Raw genomic sequence first — 15,172 nt, forward strand, 5'->3', positions numbered from 1 at the left:
GGGTCTCCCCATGCGAGAGTAGGGAACTGCCAGGCATCAAATTAAGACCAGTTATCTGGTCGTGACTTTACCCCTGACAAGGTAAAGGTGATACACCTGAAATCAGACGGTTTCTGATATCAGTACAGAATCGGTGGAGCGGTAGTTCAGTTGGTTAGAATACCTGCCTGTCACGCAGGGGGTCGCGGGTTCGAGCCCCGTCCGTTCCGCCACCCTTTTAGGGGCGTAGTTCAATTGGTAGAGCACCGGTCTCCAAAACCGGGTGTTGGGAGTTCGAGTCTCTCCGCCCCTGCCAAAATAAGAAAAACCTTGCTTCGGCAAGGTTTTTTTTTGCCTTAAATCCCTGCTATTTCCTCGCTATAACTCATCACTCCAGACGGCGTCTTATAAAAAGGGCCAGCAATCTGACCCTGATATTCTTTTCTCCTGCTCTCTACGCTTGAGCATTTACTGGAAATTTGAGCAGCTGACTGATTTGCACCTGCCGATCGCTGCTCTCCAGCCATACTGCATACAGTGGTCTGGAAGCCACGGCCGTATCAGGAATACTCACAAGGTCGCCATACTCTTTGCCCCAGAACTCCGGCAAAAATGCACAGGCCCCTGTGGTATGGAGCAGCTGGCGGGTTAAATGTGCCGATGTTGTGCTTAACACTGGCACGTCATCAGCACCGACGAGAAAACTCGCATGCTGGTGAAAATCAGCACCCCAGTCCATCTTAATATATTGATATTTAGCTTGTTTACGCGAATGTCGTGATCGGAATAGCGACAATGAAATATGACCTATTTGCTGGCTGGCCAGTTCGTCCATTTTTGGTGCTTCAGTCGTAATCAGCAGGTCAAGATGACGTTCATGAAGTTGGTTAACCAGCAAATTCCGTTGTGCGACACGCGCTTCAATATGTAAATTCTCGTGCTGTTCGTACAATGTTTGTAACCAGGGGGTGAGATAAGCTTCCCATAGTGAGGCGCTGGCTCCTATCGACAGCTCGTGATGCAGCTGGGTATGTGCCAATTCTTTTTTTGCCGTCAGCCAGGTACTGATTAAATTTTCTGCATAGGGTAGCAAGCGTTCCCCTGCGGATGTCAGTCTGATGTTATTACGGTGACGTGTAAACAGATTCACCCCCAGCTGATTTTCAAGCTGCCTGATACGAAAACTAACGGCTGATTGAGTGAGGTAGAGCGCTTCGGCGGCGCGTCCGAAGTGTCGTGTCCTGCTCACTTCAAGAAAGGTTTTAAGTAATTCTGTATCCACATCCAACTCCCAAAAAACATTTATCGTCATGATTTAAATGTTTTGTTTTACACTCTGTCAAGCCTATCTAATACTCCGCGCCATAAATAGCACGGCCATATAAGAGTCAGGAGCGTGTACATGGCGGAAAGCTTCGCAACAACGAATCGTTTTTTTGATAACAAACATTACCCTCGTGGATTCTCACGCCACGGTGATTTCACCATTAAAGAAGCTCAACTTCTTGAGCGTTATGGTTACGCTTTCAATGAGCTGGATCTCGCAAAGCGTCAACCGACTACGGAAGAAGAGCATCTGTTTGTTGAGGTATGTCGTGGTGTACGTGAGCCGCAAACCGAGGCGGAAAAGGTGTGGTCAAAATATATGACCCGCATTAAACGCCCTAAACGTTTTCATACTCTTTCCGGCGGCAAACCGCAGATGGAAGGTGTTGAAGACTATTCGGACAGTGATGATTAATAATAAAAGGGCTTCGGCCCTTTTTTCATTTGTGTCAGTTCAGACTATTTTGCAAATGGATCAGCAGTCGATCGATAGCCCGATAGCTAACGGCCTCGGTCAGATGTTCCCGACCTATCGTTTGCTCCCCAGCTAAGTCCGCAATCGTGCGGGCAACCTTGAGTATGCGCTGCCAGGCACGCACTGACAGACCAAGTTGGATCATGACTTGTTCTAGCCATTCTGCATCCATAGGCAACAGTGTACAGCAAGCCCGGATTTCTTGGTTATTCATTGCCGAATTCATTTTATTACAGCGTGCCAGCTGATGCTCACGGGCCAATGCGACGCGCTCGCGCACCTGTTGACTGGACTCACTTTCGTGATGTTGATTGCTCAGCGTTCCTGGTGGTAGCAGCGGCACTTCAAGAGAAATATCGAATCGGTCGAGGAAGGGACCAGACAGGCGGCTGAGATAGCGTAATGTCTGCTGGGGTGAGGTGCGATTATGAGGGCCGCGATAATGCCCGGTTGGACTGGGATTCATTGCTGCAATCAACTGAAAGCGTGCCGGATAGGTAATTTTTGCTCTGGCGCGTGAAATAGTGATCTCTCCTGATTCAAGCGGCTCGCGTAGCGCATCAAGCGCACGGCGTTCAAACTCGGGTAGCTCATCCAGAAACAGTATCCCGTTATGGGCCAGAGATATTTCGCCGGGCTTAGGCAGCGATCCGCCACCGACCAGCGCATACAGTGATGCACTGTGGTGAGGGGCCCGGAATGGCCTCTGACGCCAATTGCGTTGCAGGTCGCTACTGTTGATCAGACTGGCGACACTGGCGCTTTCTAACGCCTCACGATCGTTCAGAGGCGGCATCAGGCCGTTAAGTCGGGAGGCCAGCATGGTTTTGCCGGTTCCCGGAGGACCGATAAATAACAGATTGTGGCCCCCCGCTGCTGCGATCTCAAGTGCGCGCTTAGCCTGCTGCTGGCCGATGATTTCGTTCAGGTCTCCTGAAGCCGGGAGAAGTTCCTGTGGTTCGCCTTGAGCAGCCTGCAACACGGGTTTGCCCTGTAAAAAGGCGCACACTTCCAGCAGGTGCCCGGCGATCAAACTTTCCCCCTGGCGGATTAACCCGACATCATGCTGATTATCTGCTGACAGGATCAGCTGCCGATGGGCGTCCAGTGCTGCCAGCGCGGCAGGTATGGTGCCCTGTACGCCACGTAGCGCACCTGTGAGGGCTAATTCACCCAGGAACTCATACCGCATCAGTTTTTCAGCAGGAACCTGTTCTGAAGCGGCGAGAATGGCGATAGCGATAGGTAAGTCATACCTGCCGCCTTCTTTCGGAAGATCCGCCGGAGCCAGGCTGACGGTGATCCGTTTAGCCGGGAAGGTAAACCCGCTGTTGATGATAGCGCTGCGCACTCTGTCACGCGCTTCCTTGACGGTCGTTTCTGGCAATCCGACCAGCGAAAGTGCGGGTAGCCCATTGCTGAGATGAACCTCTACGGACACCAACGGTGCCTGAATGCCAATTGCGGCGCGGGTGAAAGCAACAGATAGCGACATAAATTCTCCTTGTATCACTACTGTGCGCTGCCTTATTTCATACTGCGAGAAGGAAATCGGAGGATTATGCGCCATCTCGCAATGCTTTTTAATCCGGTCAAAGGCGTATCTTTTTTTTGCGAGGGCGATCGGGGGTTGCCACACGGGTGGATAAAAAAAGTAACGTGAAGTGATTAATGAAGAAAATTCATTAGAGGATTAATGATTGAATAACAGATATATTTTTAAAATCTGCGTCACCGCTCGTAAATAAAATAACGAAAAAAGTTGAATTAAAGCCACTTACTGTGATAACTCTGTAGGCATTACTTCGAACAAGTGAACAAAAAGAATTCCAATGAAAGCCCTTCTACGAGTCGTCAGCCTGGTCCTAATTAACGTCGTCGTGATTATTATCACGCCGTGCGGGGCTACGCTCGGAGAAAGAAAGGCTTAAAAATCAAGCCTGATTTCGAAAGAACCCCCGCACCGAAAGGTCCGGGGGTTTTTTTTTGTCAAGGCATCAAATACAGAGGAACGGATATTGAATAGCAGCATAAAATGCTGTTCTATCCGAAAGAGATGGTGGAATAACTATGAATGGTGCTCAGTGGGTAGTTCAATCTTTGCGTACACAGGGAGTTGAAACGGTTTTCGGCTACCCTGGTGGTGCAATCATGCCGGTCTATGACGCGCTTTATGACGGCGGGGTCGAACACCTGTTGTGTCGCCATGAGCAGGGTGCAGCAATGGCCGCTATCGGATTTGCCCGTGCTACCGGCAAAGTCGGCGTGTGCATCGCCACTTCGGGGCCGGGTGCGACTAACCTGATCACCGGGCTGGCTGACGCCATGCTGGACTCAGTGCCCATTGTTGCCATCACCGGGCAGGTCTCTTCAGCAGTGATGGGTACCGATGCTTTTCAGGAGATTGATGTTCTGGGCCTGTCACTGGCCTGTACTAAACACAGCTTCCTCGTTGAATCGTTGGCTGAACTGCCGTCGGTGATGGCTGAAGCTTTTGCTATCGCTAAATCGGGCCGCCCGGGGCCGGTGCTGGTTGATATCCCTAAAGATATTCAGCTGGCAGATGGCGAACTTACCGCGCACCTGGTGCAGGTTGCACCGGAGATGGCGCTCCCTCACGCAGAATTACAGCAGGCGCGTGAGCTGCTGGCGCAATCTGAAAAACCCATTTTGTATGTTGGTGGTGGAGTGGGAATGGCGGATGCGGTTGGCGCTCTGCGCGCTTTCGCCAGCACCAGCGGAATTCCTACCGTTGCCACCCTGAAGGGACTGGGGACGCCGGATGTCGATGATGCCTGTTACCTGGGGATGCTGGGTATGCACGGGACGAAAGCGGCGAACCTGGCGGTACAGCGCTGCGACCTGTTGATTGCCGTAGGTGCACGCTTCGACGACCGTGTCACCGGAAAGCTCGACACCTTTGCACCCCATGCCAGCGTGATCCATCTTGATATCGACCCGGCTGAACTGCATAAATTGCGTCGGGCGCATGTTGGGTTGCAGGGCGATATCAATAAGCTGTTACCGGATTTGCATCAGCCGACAAACATCAGCGCCTGGCGCGAAGAAGTCATGGCCTTAAAAGCCGAACACGGCTGGCGTTATGATCACCCCGGCGAAGCCATCTATGCTCCGCTGCTGCTGAAGCAGCTGTCAGACCGTAAACCACACAGCGCGGTGGTCACCACCGATGTGGGTCAACACCAGATGTGGGCAGCTCAGCACATGCGCTTCGGCCGCCCGGAAAACTTCATCACCTCCAGCGGGTTGGGCACGATGGGCTTTGGACTGCCAGCCGCCGTTGGTGCGCAGGTTGCGCGACCCAATGACACGGTAATCTGCGTCTCTGGCGATGGATCTTTTATGATGAACGTCCAGGAGCTGGGTACCATTAAGCGCAAACAGCTACCGGTGAAAATTCTGCTGCTGGATAACCAACGTCTGGGAATGGTGCGTCAATGGCAGCAGCTGTTCTTCGAAGAGCGCTACAGTGAAACCAATTTGTCAGATAACCCCGATTTCCTCGTGCTGGCCAGCGCTTTCGGGATTAAAGGCCAGCGTATTACGCGAAAAGATCAGGTCGATGCTGCATTAGACGCTCTGTTGCACAGTGAAGGGCCATACCTGCTTCATGTGGCGATTGACGAACATGAGAACGTCTGGCCTCTGGTTCCGCCGGGTGCCAGCAACGAAAATATGATGGAGAAAACCGCATGAAACAGCACCAATTGTCTATAGAAGCGCGCTTTCGCCCGGAAATACTGGAACGCATTTTGCGCGTCGTTCGCCACCGTGGTTTTCAGGTGTGCTCGATGAATATGGCATCGCTGGTCAATACGTCCAATATTAATATTGAGATGACCGTTGCCAGCCAGCGCTCTGTCGATTTACTGTCAACGCAGCTGAGTAAATTGATGGATGTTGCCTGCGTGCAGATCCAACAACAAACAACACAACAAATCCGCGCATAAGCGCGCAAGGAAACAAGAATGACGAAGAAAGCAGACTTTATCTGGTTCAACGGCGAGATGGTAAAGTGGGAAGAGGCTAAGGTCAGCGTCATGTCCCACGCATTGCACTACGGCACTTCGGTATTTGAAGGCGTCCGTTGCTATGACTCGCACAAAGGGCCAGTGGTCTTCCGCCATCGTGAACATATGCAGCGTCTGCGCGATTCGGCAAAAATCTACCGCTTCCCGGTGAGCCTGAGCGTTGATGAGCTGATGGAAGCCTGCCGTGCCACCTTGCGCAAAAACAACCTGAAAAGTGCTTATATTCGTCCTCTGGTATTTGTCGGTGATGTTGGCCTGGGCGTTAACCCGCCGGACGGTTACGATACTGATATTATTATCGCTGCTTTCCCGTGGGGCGCGTACCTGGGCGCAGAAGCGCTGGAACAGGGTATCGATGCGATGGTCTCGTCCTGGAACCGCGTTGCGCCAAACACCCTGCCAACCGCAGCGAAAGCCGGTGGTAACTATCTTTCATCGCTGTTGGTGGGTAGCGAAGCCCGCCGCCACGGCTATCAGGAAGGCATTGCGCTGGATACCCAGGGCTATATCTCCGAAGGTGCCGGTGAGAACCTGTTTGAAGTGAAAGACGGTATTCTGTTCACCCCGCCATTTACCTCTTCTGCCCTACCGGGGATCACCCGCGACGCCATTATCAAACTGGCGCAGGATATGGGCATTGAAGTGCGTGAGCAGGTGCTGTCACGCGAATCTCTGTACCTGGCCGATGAAGTCTTTATGTCCGGCACCGCAGCCGAAATTACGCCGGTGCGTAGCGTTGACGGCATTCAGGTTGGCGAAGGCAAACGCGGCCCCGTCACCGCACGTATTCAGTCTGCTTTCTTCGGCCTGTTTACGGGCGAGACGGAAGACAAATGGGGCTGGTTGGATCCGGTAAACCCATAAGAAAATATTTTTTCACGGTCGTCAAACGATGGCCGTGCACTGTCTGATTTTTGGAGTAAAAGAGCATGCCAAAGTACCGTTCTGCCACCACCACCCACGGACGCAACATGGCGGGTGCCCGCGCTCTGTGGCGCGCCACAGGAATGACCGATGATGATTTCGGTAAGCCGATCATTGCGGTCGTTAACTCCTTTACGCAGTTTGTACCGGGCCACGTTCATCTGCGCGATCTGGGTAAGCTGGTGGCAGAGGAGATTGAAGCGTCTGGCGGCGTGGCGAAAGAGTTCAACACCATCGCGGTGGATGATGGCATTGCGATGGGGCACGGCGGCATGCTTTATTCACTGCCGTCACGCGAGCTGATTGCCGACTCGGTCGAGTACATGGTTAACGCGCACTGTGCCGATGCGATGGTCTGTATCTCCAACTGCGACAAAATCACTCCCGGCATGCTGATGGCATCGCTGCGCCTGAACATTCCGGTGATCTTTGTTTCCGGTGGTCCAATGGAAGCCGGAAAAACCAAGCTCTCCGATAAAATTATCAAGCTGGATCTCGTTGATGCCATGATCCAGGGCGCGAACCCTAAGGTTAGCGATGCTGATAGCGATCAAATCGAGCGGTCTGCCTGTCCGACCTGCGGTTCCTGTTCCGGCATGTTTACCGCTAACTCAATGAACTGTCTGACCGAAGCGCTGGGCCTGTCGCAGCCGGGTAACGGCTCGCTGCTGGCCACCCATGCGGACCGCCGCGAACTGTTTCTTAATGCCGGTCGTCGCATCGTTGCACTGACTAAACGTTATTACGAACAGGATGATGACAGTGCGTTGCCGCGCAACATCGCCAGCAAAGCGGCGTTTGAAAACGCCATGACGCTGGATATCGCGATGGGTGGCTCGACCAATACGGTTCTGCACCTGCTGGCGGCGGCGCAGGAAGGGGAAATCGACTTCGATATCTCTGATATCGACAGGCTGTCGCGCCTTGTGCCGCATCTGTGCAAAGTGGCTCCCAGTACCCCGAAATACCATATGGAAGATGTCCACCGCGCCGGTGGCGTACTCGGCATTCTCGGCGAACTGGATCGTGCCGGGCTGATGGATAACAGCGTGCGTAATATTTTAGGGCTGAGCCTGCGTGAAACGCTGGATCGCTACGACATTATGCTGACGCAAGATGAAGCGGTGAAGAAGATGTTCCGCGCCGGCCCGGCCGGCATTCGTACCACGCAGGCGTTCTCACAGGATACCCGCTGGGAGACGCTGGATGACGATCGCCAGCAGGGCTGTATTCGCGCGCGTGAATTTGCCTTCAGCCAGGACGGTGGTCTGGCGGTTCTGTACGGCAACCTCGCGGAAAACGGCTGTATCGTGAAGACCGCTGGCGTTGATGAAGGCAGCCTGGTATTCAGCGGCCCGGCCAAAGTGTATGAAAGCCAGGATGACGCGGTGGCGGCGATCCTCGGCGGCAAAGTGGTGGCTGGCGATGTGGTGGTGATCCGCTACGAAGGCCCGAAAGGCGGCCCGGGCATGCAGGAAATGCTCTATCCCACCACCTATCTGAAATCGATGGGGCTGGGCAAGGCCTGTGCGCTGATCACCGATGGCCGTTTCTCCGGCGGGACTTCCGGGCTGTCGATTGGCCATGCGTCGCCGGAAGCAGCCAGCGGCGGCACTATCGCGCTGGTGAAAGATGGCGATATGATCAATATCGATATCCCGCAGCGCGGTATCCAGCTGGACGTGGCGGAAAACGAGCTGGCGGCGCGTCGTCTGGAAGAAGATGCACGTGGTGAAGCGGCTTATACCCCGCACGGGCGTGAGCGCCAGGTTTCCTTTGCTTTACGCGCCTATGCGACGTTGGCCACCAGCGCCGACAAAGGTGCCGTGCGTGATAAAAGTAAGCTGGGGGGCTAACAACAATGGCTGAGTCTCAACCGCTGTCCGCACAACCCAGTGGGGCCGAATATCTGCGCGCGGTGCTGCGTGCACCGGTCTATGAAGCGGCACAGGTTACACCGTTGCAGAAAATGGAAAAAATCTCTGCGCGCCTCGGCAATACGATTTTAGTCAAGCGTGAAGATCGCCAACCGGTACACAGCTTCAAGCTGCGCGGTGCCTATGCGATGATCGCCGGGCTGAATGAGGAGCAGAGAGCGCAGGGCGTGGTCACTGCTTCGGCGGGTAATCATGCCCAGGGGGTTGCGCTGTCGGCGACTAAGTTAGGCATCAAGTCCCTGATCGTGATGCCGGTTGCCACGGCAGATATCAAAGTCGATGCGGTGCGGGCGTTTGGCGGTGAGGCTTACCTGTTTGGTGCTAACTTTGACGAAGCGAAAGCCAAAGCGCTGGAGCTGGCGCAGGAGCATGGCTATACCTTTGTGCCTCCTTTCGATCATCCGATGGTGATCGCCGGGCAGGGCACGCTGGCGATGGAGCTGCTACAGCAGGATGCTCACCTCGACCGCGTGTTTGTTCCGGTGGGCGGCGGCGGGCTGGCGGCAGGTGTTGCCGTGCTGATCAAGCAGCTGATGCCGCAGATCAAAGTGATTGCTGTGGAAGCCGCCGATTCAGCCTGTCTGAAAGCGGCGCTGGATGCGGGTCATCCGGTCGATCTGCCGCGCGTTGGGCTATTTGCCGAAGGCGTGGCGGTAAAGCGTATCGGCAGCGAAACCTTCCGTTTGTGCCAGGCGTATCTTGACGACATCGTTACCGTTGACAGCGATGCCATCTGCGCCGCGATGAAAGATCTGTTTGACGATGTGCGTGCGGTGGCCGAGCCTTCAGGCGCGTTGGCGCTGGCCGGGATGAAAAAGTATATTCAGCAGCACCAGATCCAGGGAGAGCGCCTCGCCCATGTGCTGTCCGGGGCCAACGTCAACTTCCACGGTTTGCGCTACGTTTCCGAGCGCTGCGAGCTGGGCGAACAGCGGGAAGCGCTGCTGGCCGTCACCATCCCGGAGCAGAAAGGCAGCTTCCTGCGCTTCTGCCAGCTGCTGGGGGGGCGTGCGGTAACGGAGTTCAACTACCGCTATGCCAATGCCGACGATGCCTGCATTTTTGTCGGCGTTCGCCTGACGCGAGGAGCGGAAGAGCGGCAGGAGATCCTGCAACTGCTGGCCGAAGGCGGTTACAAGGTGGTGGATCTGTCCGACGACGAAATGGCGAAGCTGCATGTGCGCTATATGGTGGGTGGACGTCCTTCCAAACCGCTGCGTGAGCGCCTGTTCAGCTTTGAGTTTCCGGAAGCGCCCGGAGCGCTGCTGCGTTTTCTGCAAACGCTGGGCACCCACTGGAATATCTCGCTGTTCCACTATCGCAGTCACGGCACCGACTACGGTCGCGTGCTGGCGGCCTTTGAACTGAGCGACAGCGAGCCGCAGTTTGAAGAGCACCTGGCGGCGCTGGGTTATGACTTCCACGATGAAAGCGATAATCCGTCGTTCCGCTTCTTCCTGGCGGGTTAAAGCAGTTTCCAGAAAGCATCAATCAGCGGCTCCATGAGCCGCTTTTTTTGTACGCATACGCCCAGTTCCAGCGGGGCGACCATCTCGACGTCAGCCAGTTCCAGAATGCGGTTGCGCACCGCCTCTGGGCTGTTTTCCAGCACCACGTCCGGCAGCAGGGCAATCCCGCAGCCGACCGCCACCATAGAGACTATCGCCTCATGCCCGGACACCGTGGCATAGATCTGTGGGTTGGCGATGCGGCGGTGACGGAACCAAAGGTCGATGCGGCGGCGCGAAGGCCCCTGATCGGGCAGGATAAAGGGGATCTGCGACCAGTCAGGTTTTGGCTGGGTTGCCTGCACGCGTACCGGGCAGGGTAGCGCCGGGGCTATCAGCACCAACGGGATCAGCCCCAGCGGGGTAAAGCCAACGCTGGCGGGCAGGGTTTCTGGCCGTCCGGCAATGGCGAGATCCATCTCCCCGGACTGCACTTTTTCCACGGCATCGGCGGCGTCACCGGTGGTGAGTTTGATTTCGACTAGAGGATGTTCGGCGCGGAAGCGGTCGAGGATCGGTGGCAGATGGCTGTAGGCGGCAGTCACCGAGCAGAACAGTCTTAATTCTCCGCTGAGTGACGGGCCATTTTGCCCAAGCGCATGGCGCATTTGCTGATATTGCAACAACGTCTGCTGGGCGAACTGGCGCAGACGTTCACCGGCATCGGTCAGGGTCACCGTGCGGTTATCGCGTAAAAACAGCGTCTGACCGAGGTCGTCTTCAAGCCGCTGGATCTGCCGTGACAGCGTGGACGGACTGACGTGCATAGCGCGTGCGCTGCGCCCGAAATGTCGGCTGTCGGCAAGATGGAGAAACAGTTTCAGGTCACGCAGATCCATCGAATTCAGCCCTTATGTTCACGTTGCAAAATGTGCAATATCACGTTGTTAATATATCAATTTAAGCAATGCATTTCCTGTCATATGATAAGGTCTATTCAGGGCGGGGAAAACAATGCCCGGACAACGAACAATAATGCGAACACAACCTCATACGGAGTACCCATGGCTAACTATTTCAACACGTTGAACCTGCGCAACCAGTTGGCGCAATTAGGCAAATGCCGTTTTATGGCGCGCGAAGAATTTGCTGATGAAGCCAGCTATCTGAAAGGCAAGAAAGTGGTCATCGTAGGTTGTGGTGCTCAAGGTCTGAATCAGGGTCTGAATATGCGTGATTCAGGCCTGGACATTGCTTACGCGCTGCGTGCGGAAGCCATCGCCGAAAAGCGCGCCTCATGGCGTAAGGCGACCGAAAACGGCTTTAAAGTGGGCACCTACGAAGAGCTGATCCCACAGGCTGATCTGGTAGTTAACCTGACGCCGGACAAACAGCATACCTCAGTAGTACAGGCGGTTCAGCCATTGATGAAAGACGGTGCTGCACTGGGTTACTCGCACGGTTTCAACATTGTTGAAGTGGGCGAGCAGGTACGTAAAGACGTCACGGTAGTGATGGTTGCGCCGAAGTGCCCTGGTACAGAGGTTCGTGAAGAGTACAAACGCGGTTTCGGCGTACCTACACTTATCGCCGTTCACCCGGAAAACGATCCAAAAGGCGAAGGTATGGCGATTGCTAAAGCCTGGGCTGCCGCAACCGGCGGCCACCGCGCGGGCGTGCTGGAGTCATCCTTCGTGGCAGAAGTGAAGTCTGACCTGATGGGCGAGCAGACTATTCTGTGCGGCATGTTACAGGCCGGTTCGCTGCTGTGCTTCGATAAGCTGGTGGCTGAAGGCACCGACGCAGCCTATGCGGAAAAACTGATCCAGTTCGGTTGGGAAACCATTACCGAAGCGCTGAAGCAGGGCGGCATTACCCTGATGATGGATCGCCTGTCTAACCCGGCTAAAGTGCGTGCTTATGCGCTGTCTGAACAGCTGAAAACCATTATGGCTCCGCTGTTCCAGAAGCATATGGATGACATCATTTCCGGTGAGTTCTCATCCGGCATGATGGCTGACTGGGCCAACGACGATAAGAAACTGCTGGGCTGGCGTGAAGAGACCGGTAAAACCGCGTTCGAAACCGCCGCGCAGTTCGAAGGTAAAATCGGCGAGCAGGATTACTTTGACCAGGGTGTGGTGATGATCGCCATGGTTAAGGCGGGCGTTGAGCTGGCGTTTGAAACGATGGTCGCTGCCGGTATCGTTGAAGAGTCGGCTTACTACGAATCCCTGCACGAGCTGCCGCTGATTGCTAACACCATTGCGCGTAAGCGTCTGTATGAAATGAACGTGGTTATCTCTGATACCGCCGAATACGGTAACTACCTGTTCTCTTACGCGGCGGTACCGCTGCTGAAAGAGTTTATGACTACCCTACAGGCGGGCGATCTGGGCAAACAGGCGCAGGCGTCCACCAGCGTTGATAACGCGCAGCTGCGCGACGTGAATGAAGCGATCCGTCACCACGATATCGAAACCGTTGGCCGCAAACTGCGTGGCTATATGACCGATATGAAGCGTATTGCGGTGGCAGGCTAAGATTGCCGGGCGGATAAGTTATCCGCCCCGATAAAAAAAGCGCCTTGCGGCGCTTTTTTTAGTTGCGGTACAGCACCTTAATGATGTGATACCCGAACTGGGTATGCAGCGGTCCCTGTGGCTCGATCAGCGGGCAGGAAAACACCACTTTATCGAATGCCGGAACCATCGCACCCTGTTTGAATTCGCCTAAGTGGCCGCCTTTCTTACCCGACGGGCAGGTTGAGTGTTTTTTTGCCAGCTTTTCAAAATCAGCACCCTGTTTGAGCTGCTCTAACAGGTCGAGCGCCAGTTTCTCTTCTTTTACCAGAATGTGCAGTGCTGCTGCGTTTTTTGCCATGATGTTGCCTTGAGTTATGTGGATTGCGCTCGCTATACTACCACGCTGTAATTCCCATCCCCCCGCAATTTCACAGAGTAACTTATCTATGCGTCTTAATCCTGGTCAGCAACACGCCGTGGAATTTGTTACCGGGCCTTGTCTGGTACTGGCCGGAGCCGGGTCGGGTAAAACGCGGGTGATCACCAATAAAATTGCCCATCTGATCCGCGAGTGCGGCTATCAGGCGCGTCACATCGCCGCCGTCACTTTTACCAACAAGGCTTCGCGCGAGATGAAAGAACGCGTGGCGCAGACCCTGGGGCGTAAAGAAGCGCGCGGTCTGATGATCTCGACCTTCCATACGTTAGGACTGGAAATCATCAAACGTGAATACGCCGCGCTGGGGATGAAATCAAATTTCTCGCTGTTTGACGATCAGGACCAGCTGGCGTTGCTGAAAGACCTAACGGAACAGTGGCTGGAAAACGATAAAAATTTGTTGCAGCAGCTGGTCTCTACCATTTCAAACTGGAAGAACGATTTGATGGATCCGCCTCGGGCAGCCGCAGGGGCACTGTCAGAGCGTGACAAGCTATTTGCCCACTGTTATGCGCTGTATGATAAGCATCTTAAATCGTGCAACGTTTTGGATTTTGACGACCTGATCCTGCTGCCCACGCTACTGCTTCAGCGTAATCTGGATGTGCGCGAACGCTGGCAGCAGCGCATTCGCTATCTGCTGGTGGATGAATATCAGGATACGAATACCAGCCAGTATGAGCTGGTCAAACTGCTGGTGGGCGCCAGGGCGCGCTTTACCGTCGTGGGCGATGACGATCAGTCTATTTACTCCTGGCGCGGGGCGCGGCCGCAAAACCTGGTGTTGCTACAGGAGGATTTTCCGGCGTTACAGGTTATTAAACTGGAACAGAACTACCGTTCTTCAGAGCGTATTCTTAAAGCGGCTAATATTCTGATTGCCAATAATCCCCACGTTTTTGAAAAACGTCTGTTCTCTCAACTGGGTTATGGTGCCGAGCTGAAAGTGGTGACCGCCAATCACGAAGATCATGAGGCGGAGCGGGTGACCGGGGAGCTGATTGCCCACCACTTTATCAATAAGACGCAGTACAAAGATTACGCCATTCTCTATCGCGGTAACCATCAGTCGCGCGTCTTCGAAAAGATGCTGATGCAGAACCGTATTCCGTATCACATCTCGGGCGGCACGTCATTTTTCTCGCGCCCGGAAATCAAAGACCTGCTGGCCTACCTGCGGGTACTGACCAACGCCGACGACGACAGCGCCTTTATGCGTATTGTTAACACGCCGCGACGCGAAATTGGTTCGGCAACCTTGCAGAAGCTGGGCGAATGGGCGATGCAGCGCAACAAAAGCCTGTTTACTGCCAGCTTCGACGTGGGTCTGGGGCAAACCCTGACCGGGCGTGGCCTGGAATCGTTGCAGCGTTTCACCCACTGGTTGCAGGAGATCGCCCGGCTTGCGGAGCGTGAACCGGTAGCGGCGGTGCGCGATCTGATCCGTAGCGTTGACTATGAAAGCTGGCTGTTTGAAACCTCGGCCAGCCCGAAAGCGGCCGAAATGCGCATGAAAAACGTCAATACGCTGTTTCAGTGGATGACGGAAATGCTGGAAGGCAGCGACATTGATGAACCGATGACGCTGACCCAGGTGGTGACACGTTTTACCCTGCGGGACATGATGGAACGCGGTGAAAGTGATGAAGAATCCGACCAGGTGCAGCTAATGACGCTGCATGCCTCTAAAGGTCTGGAGTTCCCCTATGTATTTCTGGTAGGGATGGAAGAAGGGCTGTTACCCCATCAGAGCAGCATTGACGAAAACAACGTCGAAGAAGAGCGCCGCCTGGCCTACGTAGGCATTACCCGTGCGCAGAAGGAGCTGACGTTTACCCTGTGCCGCGAGCGCCGACAGTATGGCGAGCTGGTGCGCCCGGAGCCGAGTCGTTTTCTTCTGGAACTACCGCAGGATGATTTACAGTGGGAAAGTGAACGCAAGGTGGTGAGCGCCGAAGAAAGGATGCATACCGGCCAAAGTAGGGTGGCCGGTCTGCGTGCGATGCTGGATAAAGCCAGGAAGTAACGCCTGGCCAGCACTCGCCATCGAAGCATAAAACGGCGTTT

General features: G+C 54.6%; 13 protein-coding genes and 2 tRNA genes. 11 read left to right on the forward strand and 4 right to left on the reverse strand.

What is annotated here, in order from left to right; translation table 11 throughout:
* Positions 1-135: 135 nt before the first annotated feature.
* Together EPIR_RS00940 and EPIR_RS00945 are read left to right on the forward strand one after the other, a co-directional pair.
* A tRNA-Asp gene (locus EPIR_RS00940) sits at positions 136-212 on the forward strand.
* Between the two features lie 7 nt (positions 213-219).
* A tRNA-Trp gene (locus tag EPIR_RS00945) sits at positions 220-295 on the forward strand.
* 138 nt (positions 296-433) lie between these two features.
* Here EPIR_RS00945 and hdfR read toward each other — a convergent pair.
* Positions 434-1,261, reverse strand: a complete 828-nt coding sequence (gene hdfR / locus EPIR_RS00950) for an HTH-type transcriptional regulator HdfR (RefSeq protein ID WP_023653416.1) — start codon at positions 1,259-1,261, stop codon at positions 434-436.
* 120 nt (positions 1,262-1,381) lie between these two features.
* Here hdfR and EPIR_RS00955 point away from each other — a divergent pair, with 120 nt between their 5' ends.
* Positions 1,382-1,720, forward strand: a complete 339-nt coding sequence (locus EPIR_RS00955; RefSeq protein WP_023653417.1) for a MaoP family protein — start codon at positions 1,382-1,384, stop codon at positions 1,718-1,720.
* A 34-nt stretch (positions 1,721-1,754) separates the two neighbouring features.
* Here EPIR_RS00955 and EPIR_RS00960 read toward each other — a convergent pair whose 3' ends face one another.
* Entirely contained in the window at positions 1,755-3,275 is a 1,521-nt protein-coding gene (locus tag EPIR_RS00960; protein ID WP_023653418.1) for a YifB family Mg chelatase-like AAA ATPase, read from the reverse strand.
* Positions 3,276-3,612: 337 nt separating this feature from the next.
* Between EPIR_RS00960 and ilvL the strand changes: the two genes are divergently transcribed.
* From ilvL to ilvA, 6 genes are all read left to right on the forward strand, one after another.
* The gene (gene ilvL, locus EPIR_RS18640; protein WP_157037486.1) at positions 3,613-3,711 is read left to right on the forward strand and encodes an ilv operon leader peptide; all 99 of its coding nucleotides are present in this window, start codon (positions 3,613-3,615) and stop codon (positions 3,709-3,711) included.
* Positions 3,712-3,850: 139 nt separating this feature from the next.
* The gene (gene ilvG, locus EPIR_RS00965; RefSeq protein ID WP_023653419.1) at positions 3,851-5,497 is read left to right on the forward strand and encodes an acetolactate synthase 2 catalytic subunit; all 1,647 of its coding nucleotides are present in this window, start codon (positions 3,851-3,853) and stop codon (positions 5,495-5,497) included.
* Positions 5,494-5,751: an acetolactate synthase 2 small subunit gene (gene ilvM / locus EPIR_RS00970; RefSeq protein WP_004154896.1), complete on the forward strand. Its 258-nt coding sequence runs from the start codon at positions 5,494-5,496 to the stop codon at positions 5,749-5,751. The genes ilvG and ilvM overlap by 4 nt, the downstream gene beginning before the upstream one ends.
* Positions 5,752-5,769: 18 nt before the next feature.
* Positions 5,770-6,696 (forward strand): branched-chain amino acid transaminase, encoded by a 927-nt coding sequence (locus EPIR_RS00975; RefSeq protein ID WP_023653420.1) that lies wholly within the window; start codon positions 5,770-5,772, stop codon positions 6,694-6,696.
* 65 nt (positions 6,697-6,761) lie between these two features.
* On the forward strand, positions 6,762-8,612 hold the full coding sequence (gene ilvD / locus EPIR_RS00980; RefSeq protein WP_023653421.1) for a dihydroxy-acid dehydratase: 1,851 nt from the start codon (positions 6,762-6,764) through the stop codon (positions 8,610-8,612).
* Between the two features lie 5 nt (positions 8,613-8,617).
* Positions 8,618-10,162: a threonine ammonia-lyase, biosynthetic gene (ilvA, locus tag EPIR_RS00985; protein ID WP_023653422.1), complete on the forward strand. Its 1,545-nt coding sequence runs from the start codon at positions 8,618-8,620 to the stop codon at positions 10,160-10,162.
* Here ilvA and ilvY read toward each other — a convergent pair.
* The gene (gene ilvY / locus EPIR_RS00990) at positions 10,159-11,040 is read right to left on the reverse strand and encodes an HTH-type transcriptional activator IlvY (RefSeq protein ID WP_023653423.1); all 882 of its coding nucleotides are present in this window, start codon (positions 11,038-11,040) and stop codon (positions 10,159-10,161) included. The two genes, ilvA and ilvY, sit on opposite strands and share 4 nt — an antisense overlap.
* Positions 11,041-11,205: 165 nt before the next feature.
* Here ilvY and ilvC point away from each other — a divergent pair, with 165 nt between their 5' ends.
* Entirely contained in the window at positions 11,206-12,684 is a 1,479-nt protein-coding gene (gene ilvC / locus EPIR_RS00995; RefSeq protein ID WP_023653424.1) for a ketol-acid reductoisomerase, read from the forward strand.
* 58 nt (positions 12,685-12,742) lie between these two features.
* Here the strand turns inward: ilvC and ppiC are convergent, their stop codons facing one another.
* Positions 12,743-13,024 (reverse strand): peptidylprolyl isomerase PpiC, encoded by a 282-nt coding sequence (gene ppiC, locus EPIR_RS01000; RefSeq protein ID WP_012439957.1) that lies wholly within the window; start codon positions 13,022-13,024, stop codon positions 12,743-12,745.
* 88 nt (positions 13,025-13,112) lie between these two features.
* Between ppiC and rep the strand changes: the two genes are divergently transcribed.
* Positions 13,113-15,131 (forward strand): DNA helicase Rep, encoded by a 2,019-nt coding sequence (gene rep / locus EPIR_RS01005; protein ID WP_048696635.1) that lies wholly within the window; start codon positions 13,113-13,115, stop codon positions 15,129-15,131.
* The last annotated feature ends 41 nt before the right edge of the window (positions 15,132-15,172 follow it).

Origin of the sequence: Erwinia piriflorinigrans CFBP 5888 (assembly GCF_001050515.1) — a bacterium.
In the GTDB taxonomy this organism is placed as follows: domain Bacteria; phylum Pseudomonadota; class Gammaproteobacteria; order Enterobacterales; family Enterobacteriaceae; genus Erwinia; species Erwinia piriflorinigrans.

Bases quoted from the DNA above. Each gene is read 5' to 3' on its own strand.
- ilvM (WP_004154896.1), top strand. From the start codon at position 5,494: ATGAAACAGCACCAATTGTCTATAGAAGCGCGCTTTCGCCCGGAAATA.
- ilvD (WP_023653421.1), top strand. From the start codon at position 6,762: ATGCCAAAGTACCGTTCTGCCACCACCACCCACGGACGCAACATGGCG.
- EPIR_RS00960 (WP_023653418.1), bottom strand. From the start codon at position 3,275: ATGTCGCTATCTGTTGCTTTCACCCGCGCCGCAATTGGCATTCAGGCA.
- ilvG (WP_023653419.1), top strand. From the start codon at position 3,851: ATGAATGGTGCTCAGTGGGTAGTTCAATCTTTGCGTACACAGGGAGTT.
- EPIR_RS00975 (WP_023653420.1), top strand. From the start codon at position 5,770: ATGACGAAGAAAGCAGACTTTATCTGGTTCAACGGCGAGATGGTAAAG.
- ppiC (WP_012439957.1), bottom strand. From the start codon at position 13,024: ATGGCAAAAAACGCAGCAGCACTGCACATTCTGGTAAAAGAAGAGAAA.
- ilvC (WP_023653424.1), top strand. From the start codon at position 11,206: ATGGCTAACTATTTCAACACGTTGAACCTGCGCAACCAGTTGGCGCAA.
- ilvY (WP_023653423.1), bottom strand. From the start codon at position 11,040: ATGGATCTGCGTGACCTGAAACTGTTTCTCCATCTTGCCGACAGCCGA.
- EPIR_RS00955 (WP_023653417.1), top strand. From the start codon at position 1,382: ATGGCGGAAAGCTTCGCAACAACGAATCGTTTTTTTGATAACAAACAT.
- ilvA (WP_023653422.1), top strand. From the start codon at position 8,618: ATGGCTGAGTCTCAACCGCTGTCCGCACAACCCAGTGGGGCCGAATAT.
- rep (WP_048696635.1), top strand. From the start codon at position 13,113: ATGCGTCTTAATCCTGGTCAGCAACACGCCGTGGAATTTGTTACCGGG.
- ilvL (WP_157037486.1), top strand. From the start codon at position 3,613: ATGAAAGCCCTTCTACGAGTCGTCAGCCTGGTCCTAATTAACGTCGTC.